This is a genomic window from Aurantimonas sp. DM33-3 (assembly GCF_014334315.1).
Lineage (GTDB): Bacteria > Pseudomonadota > Alphaproteobacteria > Rhizobiales > Rhizobiaceae > Aurantimonas > Aurantimonas coralicida.
In genome coordinates, this window is record NZ_JACSGS010000002.1 from 18,027 (window position 1) to 31,085 (window position 13,059).

Annotated in this window: 13 protein-coding genes; 5 read left to right on the forward strand and 8 right to left on the reverse strand. The window is 69.0% G+C overall.

Going from position 1 to position 13,059, the window contains the following annotated elements:
* Positions 1–36: 36 nt before the first annotated feature.
* The gene (locus tag H9Q09_RS02805; protein ID WP_187389820.1) at positions 37–414 is read left to right on the forward strand and encodes a cupin domain-containing protein; all 378 of its coding nucleotides are present in this window, start codon (positions 37–39) and stop codon (positions 412–414) included.
* Here the strand turns inward: H9Q09_RS02805 and H9Q09_RS02810 are convergent.
* The 3 genes from H9Q09_RS02810 to mscL form a co-directional block, all read right to left on the reverse strand.
* Entirely contained in the window at positions 382–1,482 is a 1,101-nt protein-coding gene (locus H9Q09_RS02810) for an AbrB family transcriptional regulator (RefSeq protein ID WP_187389821.1), read from the reverse strand. The genes H9Q09_RS02805 and H9Q09_RS02810 overlap by 33 nt on opposite strands.
* Complete coding sequence (locus H9Q09_RS02815; RefSeq protein ID WP_187389822.1) at positions 1,479–2,648, reverse strand: pyridoxal phosphate-dependent aminotransferase; 1,170 nt, start codon at positions 2,646–2,648, stop codon at positions 1,479–1,481. The genes H9Q09_RS02810 and H9Q09_RS02815 overlap by 4 nt, the downstream gene beginning before the upstream one ends.
* 131 nt (positions 2,649–2,779) lie before the next feature.
* Positions 2,780–3,217 (reverse strand): large conductance mechanosensitive channel protein MscL, encoded by a 438-nt coding sequence (gene mscL / locus H9Q09_RS02820; protein ID WP_024349683.1) that lies wholly within the window; start codon positions 3,215–3,217, stop codon positions 2,780–2,782.
* Between the two features lie 228 nt (positions 3,218–3,445).
* Between mscL and H9Q09_RS02825 the strand changes: the two genes are divergently transcribed.
* Complete coding sequence (locus H9Q09_RS02825; protein ID WP_187389823.1) at positions 3,446–6,919, forward strand: ATP-binding protein; 3,474 nt, start codon at positions 3,446–3,448, stop codon at positions 6,917–6,919.
* A gap of 62 nt (positions 6,920–6,981) precedes the next feature.
* Here the strand turns inward: H9Q09_RS02825 and H9Q09_RS02830 are convergent, their stop codons facing one another.
* Positions 6,982–7,638, reverse strand: coding sequence for a response regulator transcription factor (locus tag H9Q09_RS02830; protein ID WP_024349681.1), 657 nt, complete (start codon positions 7,636–7,638; stop codon positions 6,982–6,984).
* 116 nt (positions 7,639–7,754) lie between these two features.
* A complete protein-coding gene (locus H9Q09_RS02835; protein WP_187389824.1) occupies positions 7,755–8,177 on the reverse strand; it encodes a secondary thiamine-phosphate synthase enzyme YjbQ in 423 nt (140 codons plus the stop codon).
* A gap of 110 nt (positions 8,178–8,287) precedes the next feature.
* On the opposite strand from H9Q09_RS02835, the gene H9Q09_RS02840 reads away from it, so the two are divergent.
* Positions 8,288–9,268: an alpha/beta hydrolase gene (locus H9Q09_RS02840; protein ID WP_187389825.1), complete on the forward strand. Its 981-nt coding sequence runs from the start codon at positions 8,288–8,290 to the stop codon at positions 9,266–9,268.
* Positions 9,269–9,296: 28 nt separating this feature from the next.
* Here H9Q09_RS02840 and H9Q09_RS02845 read toward each other — a convergent pair whose 3' ends face one another.
* On the reverse strand, positions 9,297–9,752 hold the full coding sequence (locus H9Q09_RS02845; protein ID WP_187389826.1) for a hypothetical protein: 456 nt from the start codon (positions 9,750–9,752) through the stop codon (positions 9,297–9,299).
* 143 nt (positions 9,753–9,895) lie between these two features.
* Here H9Q09_RS02845 and H9Q09_RS02850 point away from each other — a divergent pair, with 143 nt between their 5' ends.
* Both H9Q09_RS02850 and H9Q09_RS02855 read left to right on the forward strand, forming a co-directional pair.
* Entirely contained in the window at positions 9,896–10,243 is a 348-nt protein-coding gene (locus tag H9Q09_RS02850) for a DUF952 domain-containing protein (protein WP_187389827.1), read from the forward strand.
* Positions 10,240–11,337 carry a quinone-dependent dihydroorotate dehydrogenase gene (locus tag H9Q09_RS02855; RefSeq protein WP_187389828.1) on the forward strand — a complete coding sequence of 366 codons (1,098 nt, stop codon included), beginning with the start codon at positions 10,240–10,242 and terminating at the stop codon, positions 11,335–11,337. The genes H9Q09_RS02850 and H9Q09_RS02855 overlap by 4 nt, the downstream gene beginning before the upstream one ends.
* Positions 11,338–11,375: 38 nt before the next feature.
* Here the strand turns inward: H9Q09_RS02855 and H9Q09_RS02860 are convergent, their stop codons facing one another.
* The gene (locus H9Q09_RS02860) at positions 11,376–11,813 is read right to left on the reverse strand and encodes a response regulator (RefSeq protein ID WP_187389829.1); all 438 of its coding nucleotides are present in this window, start codon (positions 11,811–11,813) and stop codon (positions 11,376–11,378) included.
* A gap of 2 nt (positions 11,814–11,815) precedes the next feature.
* Positions 11,816–12,937 carry a PAS domain-containing protein gene (locus H9Q09_RS02865; protein WP_187389830.1) on the reverse strand — a complete coding sequence of 374 codons (1,122 nt, stop codon included), beginning with the start codon at positions 12,935–12,937 and terminating at the stop codon, positions 11,816–11,818.
* Positions 12,938–13,059 lie beyond the last annotated feature (122 nt).

Below are 13,059 nucleotides of genomic sequence, written 5' to 3' on the forward strand. Positions count from 1 at the left end.
CGGCCGGGTGACGCCCCGCGTCGAAAGGAGCGCTCCATGAAGATTTCGCTGGCGCAGCTTCTGGACAGATTGCCCCTGCCCGCGACCGAGCAATGGCCGAACGGCGTCTTCGCCGCCGAGGCCATCTCCCACGGCACCATGTCGCTGGAAGTGTTCGCGCCGCGCGGCACGGACCACCAGCGCCCGCATCTGCAGGACGAGCTCTACATCGTCGTGTCGGGCCGGGCCGCCTTCTGGCGCGAAGGCCAGACCGACGACGTGGCGGCGGGCGATGCGCTGTTCGTGCGCGCCGGCCAGGACCACCGCTTCACCGACATGTCGGACGATTTCGTCACCTGGGTGATCTTCTGGGGACCGGAGGGCGGCGAGGCGCCCGCCCCGTCACCGTCGGTCTTCGCCGCCATCGACGCCTGATTCCTCCGGCGGCACCGCCACGGTGTCTCCCGGCCGCGCGATGTGCTTGGCCAGAAGCGGTACCATCAGGGCGATACAGACGAAGCGTACGACGTGGTGGGCCGCCACATAGGCCGGATCGACGTCGAACTGGAACGCCAGAACCGTCAGCGCTTCCAGCGCCCCCGGCGCATAGGCCAGCGCCACCTTGCCGATCGATATCTCCAGCACCAGCACCGCCACGGCGACCGAGATCGCCGAGACCACGATGCCGATGGCAAACGAGCCGATCGCCGCGGGTAGCAGCGCGAAGACGCCCCTGCGGTCCAGCCCCTGCAGTCGCGACCCGATCAGCGCCCCCAGAAGGATCAGGCTCGGCACGGCGAGAACCGGCGGAATGGCGACGGTGGCGAATTCGCCGACATGCATGAAGGCGCTGCCGATCAGCGCGCCCAACATCATGCCGCCCGGCAGCCGCACCAGATGGCCGAGCGCCGCCGCCGCGATGCAGACGAACAGCAGCAGCAGATATTCCGTCAGCGGCCCGTCGGTACCGCGCGAGGCCGCCACCACGTCCTCGCCGCCCTCGAACCAGCCGAGCACCGGCGTCAGGGCGCCGATCAGGATCAGCAGCCGCACGCTCTGGACGATGGTCACCCGCGGCAGGTCGGCCCGTGTTTCCGAGGCCGCCGCCAGCACGAAGGACAGCGCCCCCGGCAATGAGGCGAACAGGGCGGTGTCCCGGTCCCAGCCGAGACCGTGACGCAGGAACGCGCGCGTCACGATGATGACGCCCAGAACGCCGAGCATCTGGACGGCGAAGGACAGCGGCCAGATCGCCATCTGGTCGAGGACCGCGGGCGTCACGCCGGAACCGGCCTGCATCCCGAGAATGAAGAAGGCCAGTGTCCGCAGCGCCTGCGGCAGCCGCGTATCGAGACCGGCGACGCTGGCCGCCGAAACGGCGAGAACCGGGCCGAGCAGCCAGGCGACCGGCAGGCCGAGCACCGCTGCCACGCCCCCGCCGAGGGCGGCCAGCGCCAGCGTGGCGGCGAGATTGCCGACCCGGCGCCGGTCCCAGCCTGTCACGCCGAACGGCCGATCCAGTCGGCCAGCCGATCCGCCGCCATCTCCACCTCGTCGAGCCGGCGATGGAAGCAGGCCCGGAACGAGCCCGGCGAGACCGGCCCGAAGGCGGTGCCGGGCGCAAGGCCCACCTTGGCCTCGTCGACGATGCGGAAGGCCGTCTCGCGGGTCTCGGTGATGCCGTCGATGGCAAAGAAGGAATAGAAGGCGCCCGCCGGCTGGACGATGGCGACCCGGTTGGTCGCCGCCAGCCGCTCGGTGAAGATGTCGCGCGCCTTGTGGGCCCGCTCCACCTGCATCGCCACGAAGGGCTCGCCCTCGGTGATCGCGGCGATGGCGCCGCGCTGCATGAAGGGGGCGACGCCCGAGGTCGAATACTGGGTGAGATTGGCGATGACGGTGCCGATGGCCGGGGTGGTCTCGATCCAGCCGACCCGCCAGCCGGTCATCGCCCAGTTCTTGGAGAAGGAATTGACGAACAGGATCGCGTCGTCCGGCTCCATGATGTCGTGGAAGGACGGCGCCCGGTCGGCGGCGTAGTAGAAGCGGCTGTAGATCTCGTCGGCGATGATCGTCAGGCCATGCTTGCGGGCCAGCGCCAGCAGCGCCTTCAGCGTCGCGTGGTCGGCCGTCCAGCCGGTCGGGTTCGCCGGCGTGTTGACGAAGATGGTGCGGGTCTTCGGGCCGATCGCGGCGGCGACCTTGTCGAGGTCGAGTTGCCAGCCGGCATCGGTCCAGTCGAGCGCGACTTCCCGGGGCACGGCGCCGCGCACGCCGCAGGCGGCGGCGAAGTTCGGCCAGGCCGGGCCGAAATAGATCAGCTCGTCGCCGGGCGAGGTGCTCGCCGCGATCGAGATCTGGATCGCCTGCATGCCCGAACCGGTGACGAAGAAGCGTTCCGGCGAGGATTCGATGCCGTAGAGCCGGGCGGTGTAGTCGCTCAGCGCCTGGCGCAGTTCCGGCAGGCCGCGCTGATAGGTGTAGAAGGTCTCGCCCGCCGCAAGGCTCGCGGTCACCGCGTCTGCTATGAAGCCCGGCGTCGGCAGGTCGCCCTCGCCGGCCCAGAGCGGGATCACCCCCTCATGGCCGCGGGCATAGTCGATGACGGCGACAATGCCGCTCGCCGGCGCTTCCACAGCCTCGCGGCTGAGCCGAAATCTGTCGCTCATCAGGGTGCCTTCCGGGGGAGACTCGAACGAAAACGGCGTCGCCTGACGCCGTGCCCGGCATCGCGCTTCGTCCCGGAAAATGCAAGCCCGCCGCTCTCGGCGGCGGGCGTCGTCGTCGGTTCAGTGAGGCGTCAGACCCGGGTTTCGCGGTTCGAGGCGCTGGCCAGCAGGTCGCGGATTTCCTCCAGCAGCTTCTCGTTGCGCGGCACCTCGGACACCTCCGGCGGCTTGGCCTCTTCCTTGCGCTTCAGCCGGTTCATCGCCTTGACCACCATGAACAGGATGAAGGCGACGATCAGGAAGTTGATCGACAGGGTGACGAACTGGCCATAGGCGAGCACCGGCCCCTGCTCGCGCGCCGCTTCCAGGCTGGTGGCGGTGACGCCGTCGTCGAGACCGACGAACTTGTTGGTGAAGTCGACGCCGCCCGAGATCGCGGCGATGACCGGCATGAACAGGTCCTTGACCACCGAATTGACGAGGCCGGAAAACGCCGCGCCGATGATGATGCCGATCGCCAGATCGACCATGTTGCCCTTCAGGGCAAATTCCTTGAATTCCTTGAGCATCTCATGATTCCTCTGACGATGGGGCGTCCACTCTACAGTTGCGCGGCAGGGGCACAATCGCGCCACACGCGGAAAACCGGCGATCGCCGGTACCGGCGGTGTCGCGATCTGGACTTGCGCGGGCACCGATGGTTGTGTCGAACACGCATCGGCCTGAAGCGGCATCCCGGCTCACCTGACCCGCAGGGGCGCCGCTCCGCTCCCGTCAGGCCGCCGGGAGGATGAGAATTGCATAGCGGGATCATCGTCTTCACGGCGATCGTCTATCTCTTGCTGCTGTTCGCCGTGGCCTGGTGGGGAGACCGCCGGGCGGCGGCCGGCCGGGCGCGCATCAGCCGGCCGGGCGTCTATGCGCTCAGCCTCGCCGTCTACTGCACCTCCTGGACGTTCTTCGGCTCGGTCGGCGTGGCGGCGCGCGACGGGCTGTCCTTCCTGGCGATCTATCTCGGCCCGATCCTCGTCTTCGTCTTCGCACCGGGCTTCATCGAGCGGCTGATCCGCCACGCCAAGGCGGAGCGCATCACCACCGTCGCCGACTTCATCGGCTCGCGCTACGGCAAGAACCCGTCGGTCGCCGCGCTGGCCACCGTCATCGCCATCGTCGGCACGGTGCCGTACATCGCCCTGCAGCTGAAGGCGATTTCCACCAGCGTCGCCAGCCTCGTTGCCCATTACAGCGCGACGCTGGAAATGCCGCCGCTGTTCAGCGACCTGGCGCTGCTTGTCGCCACCGTCCTCGGCATCTTCGCGGTGCTGTTCGGCACCCGCCACGCCGATGCCACCGAGCATCAGGACGGCCTCGTCCTGGCCGTCGCGATGGAATCGCTGGTCAAGCTCACCGCCTTCCTGGCGGTCGGCCTGTGGGCGACCTTCGTCCTGTTCGAGCCCGGCGAATTGTGGAATGCGGCGCTCGCCAGCCCGCGGGTCCTCGCCTCCTTCCAGGGCGGCATCGGCGGTCATTTCATCGCCTCGCTCGGCCTCAGCGCGCTGGTGATCCTGCTCCTGCCGCGGCAGTTCCACATGACCGTGGTGGAAAACCGCACCCGCCACGAGATCCGCCGCGCCCGCTGGCTGTTCCCGCTCTATCTCGTCGTCATCAACCTCTTCGTCGTGCCGATCGCCGTGGCCGGGCTGATCACCCTCGGCCCCAGCGTCGATGCCGATCTCTACGTCCTGTCGCTGCCGCTGTCGCAGGGCCAGGACGCGCTGTCGCTGGTCGCCTTCATCGGCGGCCTGTCGGCCGCCACCGCCATGGTGATCGTCGCCAGCGTCGCCCTGTCGATCATGATCTCCAACGACCTCGTCCTGCCGTGGCTGCTGAAGCGCCGCGACCATGCGGTCGACCCCACCCGCGACGAGACCCGGCTGATCCTCAATGTCCGGCGCTCGGCGATCTTCGTCGTCGTGTTTCTCGGCTACGGCTATTATCGCTACGCCGGGGCCGGCAGCGGCCTCGCCTCGATCGGGCTCCTGTCCTTCGCCGCCATCGCCCAGCTCGCGCCGCCCTTCCTCGCCGGGCTGTACTGGAAGGGCGCCAATGCCCGCGGCGCCACGGCGGGCCTCATCGCCGGCATCATCGGCTGGGCCTGGACGCTGCTGATGCCGGCGCTCCTACGTGGCCAGGCCATCGACGCGACGGCGGTCACCGCCGGTGCCGACCCCGCCGCCGCGCCGCTGCTTGATCCGCTGCTCTATGGCTGCCTCGTCAGCCTGTCGGCCAACATCTTCTTCCTCGTCGTCGGCTCGCTCAGCCGCAAGGCGACGCCGCTGGAGCGCATCCAGGCGGCGGTCTTCGCCTCCAGCGACGTCGGCCCCGCCGCCGGTGTGCGGCGCACCCGCGCCGGGGTCAGCATCCGCGAGCTCAAGGCGACCATCGCCCGTTATCTCGGCTCGGACCGCACCGAGCGCTCGTTCCGCAGCTTCGCCGAGGCCGAGCACCGGACCATCGACGACGACGACACGGCCGATTCCGCCACGATCCGCTTTTCCGAGCAGCTTCTGGCGGCGGCCATCGGCTCGGCCTCGTCGCGGCTCGTCCTGTCGCTCCTGTTCCAGCGCCACGCCGATTCCAGCCGCTCGGCGTTGCAGCTCCTCGACGACGCCTCCGAGGCGCTGCAATACAATCGCGACCTCCTGCGGATCGCGCTCGAACAGGTCGACCAGGGCCTCGCCATCTTCGACGCCGACTACCGGCTGACCTTCTGGAACCGGCAGTTCCGCGATCTCGTCGGCCTGTCCTCGGAGTTCGGCCAGATCGGCACGCCGATGACCGTCGTCCTCGACGAGCTGATCGAGGCCGGCGAGATCGACCGGCCGGAATACGACACCAGTTTCGAGGTGCTGACCCGGCCGCCGGCCTTGCGCCAAATCAGCCTGCGGCGCTCCGGCCGCGTCCTGGAATTCCGCTCCAACCGGATGCCGGAAGGCGGCCTCGTCGCCACCGTCTCGGACATGACCGAGCGGGTGCGCCGCGCCGCCGCCCTGCGCGAGATGAACGAGAGCCTGGAAGAGCGGGTGCGCATGCGCACCGGCGAGCTGACGACCGCCAACGAAGAGCTCGGCAAGGCGCGGCTGGCGGCCGACGCGGCCAATCTCGGCAAGACGCGTTTCCTGGCCGCCGCCGGCCACGACATCCTGCAACCGCTCAATGCCGCAAGGCTCTACGCCGCGGCGCTGGAAGAGCGCAGCCTGGGCGGCCAGGAGACCGAGATCGCCGCCAATATCGGCTCGTCGCTGGAGGCCGTCGAGGCGATCATCGGCGCGGTGCTCGACATCTCGCGGCTGGAAGCCGGCGGCATGCAGGCCAAGATAGAGGATTTCCCGCTCGACCGGCTGCTGCGCCAGATCGAGACCGACATGAAGCCGCTGGCCGACGAAAAGGCCATCGCGCTGCGCTTCGTGCGCACCGGGGTCTCGGTCCGCTCCGACCGCAACCTGCTGCGCCGGCTGATCCAGAACCTCGTCTCCAACGCCATCAAATACACCCGCGCCGGCAAGGTCGTGGTCGGCGTGCGCCATCGCAGCGGCGGCCGGATCGACGTGGAGATCGCCGACAGCGGCATCGGCATTCCGGCCGACAAGCTGGAGGCGATCTATCACGAATTCGTCCGCCTCGACGAAGGCAGCCGGACTGCCCGCGGGCTGGGGCTCGGCCTGTCCATCGTCGATCGCATCGCCCGGGTGCTCGACCATCCGATCGAGGCGACGTCGGAGCATGGCCGCGGCACCCGCTTCCGGGTGACGCTGCCGGTGGCCGACGTGACGCCCGTCACCGCGCCCCAGACCGCGCTGCTGCCCGCCCGGGCCGGGCTGGCGCTGGCCGGAACGCGGGTCCTGTGCATCGACAACGAGGTGGCCATCCGCGAGGGCATGCGGGTGCTCCTGGCCGGATGGGGCTGCGAGGTCGAGGCCTATGGTTCGGCGTCGGAGGCGATCCCCGATCTCGGGCGGCGCGGCATCGTGCCCGACATCGCACTCGTCGATTATCATCTCGACGAGGGGACAGGCCTCGATGCGGTGACGGCGCTGCGGCGGGTGTTCGGCCCCGAACTGCCGGTGATCCTCGTCACCGCCGACCGGTCCCCGAGCCTGCGCGAGCAGGCCGCGGGGATGGAGGTGGACATCCTGACCAAGCCGCTGAAGCCGGCGTCGCTGCGCGCCGCCATGGGCCGCAAGCACGGCCGCCGCGAAGCCGCGGAATAGGTGGCCGGCCGCACCGCCGGCCCATGGCGCTGTCCTGGATGGGATGCGTCGCGGCGCGCGGCTCAGCCGGCGAGGCCGCTTTCCAGATCGATACCGAGCCGCGAGAGGCGGATTACCGCCTGGGTACGGCTGTCGACGCCCAGCTTCAGGAGCACCGCCGAGACATGCGCCTTGATGGTGGCTTCGGAGATGCCGAGCTCGTAGGCGATCTGCTTGTTGAGAAGCCCGCGCCCCAGCATGGTCAAGACCCGCGTCTGCTGCGGCGTCAGGGTGCGGATGCGCTGGATCAGTTCGGTGACCTCCGGGTCGCGCTCCGATTCCAGCGAGATGTCCGGCGGCAGGAAGACCTCGCCGGCCAGAAGCGCCAGGATCGCCTCGCGGATCTCGGCAAAGCCGGAGGATTTCGGAATGAAGCCGGAGGCGCCGAGATCGAGCGCCCGCGCCACGATCGGCGCGTCCTCGCTGCCCGAGACGATGGCGATGGGCACCGAGGGGTGGTCGGCGCGCAGGAGCGCCATGCCCGACAGGCCGCTGGTTCCCGGCATGTTCAGGTCGAGCAGCATCAGATCGGCCTCCGGATTGGCGGCCAGCGCCGCCGCGGCCTGGTCGAAATCCGCTGCCTCGACGATCTCGGCCGTGTCCGGCAGCGACGTCAGGATCTCCCGCAGCGCGCCACGAAACAGCGGATGATCGTCGGCCACGATGAAGACGTAGCGCATGCCCCTGTTCTCCCCCCTGCCTTTTCAACCGGATACCGGCTGCGACGCGCTCCCACTTCGTCGCGGCCCTTCTTGGCCCGGCTGCCCGGCGGGATCAACCCGCGGTGGTTCCGGCCTCAGCCCAGCGTACCGGAAAAGTGCAGCACGATCTCGCGCGAATGCGGGCGTGCCCGATGCTCGACGACATAGATGCCCTGCCAGGTGCCCAGCATCATGCGGCCGCCCGACACCGGCACGGCGACGCTGGTTCCCGTCAGCACGGTCTTGATGTGGGCCGGCATGTCGTCTGGCCCCTCCATCGTATGGACATAGGGCGCATCGGCGGGCGCCAGCCGGTCGAGGGCGTTCAGGAGGTCGTGCTGGACGTCGGGATCGGCATTCTCCTGGATGGTCAGCGACGCCGAGGTATGGCGGATGAACACCGTCAGCAGCCCGTCGCGGGCGCCCGCCGCAATCAGCCGTTCGGCGATCGCGGCGCTGATGTCGGTCATCGAGCGCCCCTTCGTGGCAACGCTGAGGGTTTCGATATGCTGGTCCATCGGCTTGCCCCCGTTGTCGTTGGATGCGGCCCCGAGCCTTTGCCACACGCCGCGCCCTACACCTGTGGAGGCCATGTCCTAGCTTCTCCGGCGCAAACAGGGAAACGGCAATGACCAAGACGCGACTGACCATCGACCCGGCAGCATTCGACCGGGCGCAGGCGGACCCCGAGCTGGTCGCCCTGAACGAGAAGATCATCAGGGATCAGAAGACGCTGCCCGATCCCTGGTCGCTGCCGGTGGAGACGGTTCGCAAGGCGCGGCGCGAGGGCCGCGGCATCCTGCCGATCGGACCGCGCGAGAAGAACGCCGAGGAGATCATCCATATCGGCGGCGCCGGCCGCGAAATCCCGGTGCGGGTGTTCCGCCCGCGCGACGGGCAGACCCGCGGCACCTTCCTGCATATCCATGGCGGCGGCTGGGTGTTCGGCGCCGCCGACGAGGCCGATCCGCGCCTGCGCCGAATGGCCGACAATACCGGGCTGACCGTCGCCTCGGTTGAATACCGTCTGGCGCCCGAGTTCCCGCATCCGGCAGCCCTCCACGACTGCACCGACATCGCGGTGGCGCTGGCCAACGGCCATCTCGACCTGCCGCGCGGCTTCCTGGCGATCGGCGGGGAATCGGCCGGGGCGCATCTTGCCGTCCTGACGATGCTGCGGCTGCGCGACGAATACGGCCTGACGCCGTTCCGCGCCGCCAATCTGGTCGCCGGCTGCTACGATCTGTCGCTCACCCCGAGCGTGCGCAACTGGGGCAAGGAGCGGCTCGTCCTCAACACCGACGACGTCATGGAATTCGTCATGCGGCTGGTGCCGGAGAGCGTCTCGCTCAAGGACCCGGCGGTCTCGCCGCTTTATGCCGACCTGACCGGCCTGCCGCCGGCCCTGTTCAGCTGCGGCACGCGGGACCTTCTGATCGACGACACGCTGTTCATGGCGATGCGCTGGATGGGCAGCGGGATCGAGACGGAGCTGTCGCTGACCAATGGCGGCTGCCACGTCTTCGAAGTGTTTCCGACCGCCGCCGGCGAGCGCTCCCTCGACACGATGGAAGCCTATCTGAGGCGCCGGGTCAGCTTCCCGGTCTGACGCCCCGGCCCGTCCCTCTCATCACGCGTCAGGTCCGGCCGGGCATGTCCGCATCGGCGTCCGCGTCATCCGACGGGGTCTCGCCGCGAATGTCCTCGTCGAGCTCCCGGACGATGTCGGCGAAGCCGCGAAACAGCTTCTGCATCTGGTCGACGGCCCGATCGGCATCGTCGCTGTCGATCAGCGCCCGGCGGCCCTCTTCCAGTTCCTCCACCCGGGCTTCGAGATCGTCGAGGCGGGCGGCGAGCTCGCCGTCACCGCTCGCGCCGCCGCCGCCGCCAAGTGTCGCATCGGTGCAGACGATGGCGTCGCCCGAAACCCGGCAGAACTCGACGTCGCCGGTCACCGTGTCGAGCCGCGCGACGCCGCCACCGACGGGCTGCATCTCGTAGCGTCCGCCGGCCGTGTCGAGCAGCGACTGGGCGGCCGCCGGCGTCGCCAGCAGCGCGGTTGCGGTCAGGATCGTCAGCACATGTCCGGCCATGGCGGCCTCCCGTTGCTTGGGTGGATGGCCGGCACGCTCCGGCCCTTTCGGCGACGCTAGACCGGGGACGTGACCACCTCGTGGCGGCCGACGGCCATTCGGCGCGATTGCTTTTTGCCGGTGCCTCTGGCAACCGAGGAAGCATGGTTGAGCCGATATACAAGATCGCGCCGCGGGCGCTGTGGGAGGCCGCGAAGGCCAGGGGCCGCTTCGACGGCGCACCGGTGGACGAGGCGGATGGCTACATCCATTTCTCGACCGGCCAGCAGGCCCGCGAGACGGCGGCCCGGCATTTCGCCCGCCAGGACGATCTCCTGCTGATCGCGGTGGATCCGGCCAAGCTCGGCGAGGCCCTGCGCTTCGAGCCGTCGCGCGGTGGCGCGCTGTTCCCGCATCTCTACGGCCCGCTGCCGCTGGAGGCGGTGCTGTGGGTCGAGGACCTGCCGCTCGGCGCCGACGGCAATCACCAGTTCCCCGGCTCCGTCAGGTGAGACGCCTCTACCGGCTGGCACGCCCGGCCATCTTCCGTCTCGATCCCGAGCGCAGCCACGGCCTGTCGATCGCCGCCCTGAAGAGCGGCCTCGTGCCGCGCGCCGACACCCCGGTGGACAATCGTCTGCGCGTCGCGGTCGCGGGCATCGGCTTTCCCAATCCGCTCGGCCTCGCCGCCGGTTACGACAAGAATGCCGAAGTGCCCGACGCCGCGCTGCGGCTCGGCTTCGGCTTTGCCGAGGTCGGCACGATCACGCCGAAGCCGCAGGAGGGCAATCCGAAGCCCCGGGTGTTCCGCATCACGGCGAAAGAGGCGATCATCAACCGCCTCGGCTTCAACAACCAGGGCCATGCCGAAGCCTTCGCGCGGCTGTCGGCCCGCGCCCGCAAGCCGGGCATCGTCGGCGTCAATGTCGGGGCCAACAAGGACGCGATCGACCGGGTCGCCGACTATGTCGAGGGCATCAACGTCTTCGCCCCGGTCGCCAGCTATCTGACGATCAACATCTCCTCGCCCAACACGCCGGGCCTGCGGGCGCTGCAGAGCGGCTCGGAACTCGACCGGCTGCTGCGCTCGGCCGTGGCGGCGCGGGACGGCTATGCCGCCCTGTCGGGTACGGCGAAGACGCCGCTCTTCCTGAAGGTGGCGCCGGACCTGACCGAGGAGCAGATCGAGGAGATCGCCGGCGAGGTCACGCGGCGCGGCATCGACGGCATGATCGTCTCCAACACCACCCTGTCGCGCGAGGGGGTCACCGGCCTGCCGGACGCCACCGAGGCGGGCGGCCTGTCGGGAGCACCGCTGGCGGCGCGCGCGACCTATGTGCTGGCGCGGTTCCGCAAGGCGCTCGGCCCCGACATGCCGCTGATCGGCGTCGGCGGGATCGACAGTGCCGCGGAGGCGATCCGGCGGATCGAGGCGGGCGCCGACCTCGTGCAGCTCTACACGGCGCTGGTCTATCACGGCCCCGAACTGCCGGGCTCCATTCTCAAGGGAATCTTGCGCTATCTCGACCGCGCCGGGATCGACAGCCTGCGCGATCTGCGCGACCGCGGCATCGATGCCGTTCTGGCCGATCCGCCCAGTAACTGAGCGGCGTACGCCTTACAGCCTAGAGAGAAGCCGCACGCTCAGGCCCAGGCGAAAGCCAGGCCCGGAGAGGCATGGAAGCTCGCCGGCGGCTTGCAGTGCGGCGGCGGGTTGGACATCCCCTCCTGCAGATACTGCATGATGCGGAAGACGTCATGGCGCACGAAGGGCTTGGGCAGGACGCCATGTCCACCGGCAAAATCCTCCGGCAGCTTGCGCGGATTGCCGGTCACGAAGACCACCATCGTATCGGGCCAGATGCTGCGGATATGGGTGCAGACATCGATGCCGCTCGAATTCTCGGCCAGATGCAGGTCGACGAAGGCGACGTCCGGCGCCAGATCGCGCGGCAGCGCCTGCACCTCGCGCAGCGACGCGCATTCGCCGGCCACCTCGTAGCCCGCATCCTCGATCATGGCTTCCATGTCCATGGCGAGGAGCGCTTCGTCTTCGACGATCAGGAACTTGAGCGCGGGCATGTTCAGGCAGCTCCTGCTTCGTCCGGCTGATGAAGCGGGAAGCGGATGGACACATGGGTTCCGGAGGCGGCGCCGTTCCACTCGGTTTCGGCGCCGATCTGGCGCGACAGTCGCGCGATCAGCGAGCGGCCCACCGAACCGGTGGTGATCCGGTCCGCGTCGAACCCCGGACCGTCGTCGCGCAGATCGATCATGGCGTGGCCGTCGATCTGCCGGACCTCGAGGCGCAATTCGCCGCTCCGTCCGTCGGCATAGGCGTGCTTGACGGCATTGGTGATCAGCTCGTTGAGGATCAGGCCGACCGGGGCCGCCTTGCTGGCGGCGATCGCGACGGCCTCGCACCGGCTGTTCAAGCGGATGTCCTCGCGGCCGCTGGCGCCCAGCACGTCCGAGGCGAGGCTGTCGGCGAAGGCGCCCACGTCGAACCGGGTCACGTCGTCGGCCTGGTAGAGCCGGCGATGGACGGCGGCCAGCGCGTCGATGCGCTCCAGCATGGTCTCCAGCGTCTCGCGGAACTTCGGATCGGGGATCGAGCGCATCTGGAGCCGCAGCAGCGAGCCGATCATGGTCAGGTTGTTCTTGACCCGGTGGTCGACCTCGTTGAGCAGCAGCGTCTTGGCTTCCAGCGCCGCCTGCAGGTCGCGGGTGCGGGCATGGACCTGCGCCTCGACATCCTCCTTGCGGCGGGCGAGCGCCTGCTCGGCCTCGACCCGATCGGTCATGTCGAGTTGCGAGGCGAAGAAGAACTGGACGTCACCGTCCTCGCCGCGCACCGGGCTGACATAGAGCGAATTCCAGAAGGCGCTGCCGTCCTTGCGGTAATTGCGCAACTGGACGTTCACCGCCTCTTCGCGCGCCACGGCCTGGCGCAGACGATCCACCTCGGCGGGATCGGTATCAGGCCCCTGCAGGAACCGGCAGTTGCGGCCGATGATCTCGTCGCGCGCGTAGCCGGTGAGATCCTGGAAGGCCTTGTTGGCGAAGACGATCGGATTGTCGGGCTGCCGGGGATCGGTGATGATCATCGGCATGCGGGTTCCGCGAATGGCAGCCGCGAAGGGATCGCCCCGGCCCTGTTCGTGGCCGATGATCTCGGTAAGGTGCCAGTCGTCGCGCTGTCTCATGTCCTGCTGCCGTCGGTTCCCGTAAGTCCGGTCGGCGGCGAGGCGCAACCTGAGGGTGGGTAAAGATGGTCAGCTAACGGCAAGTCCCGGTTTCCGTTCCGTCGAACTTTCGTCTTGTCTGT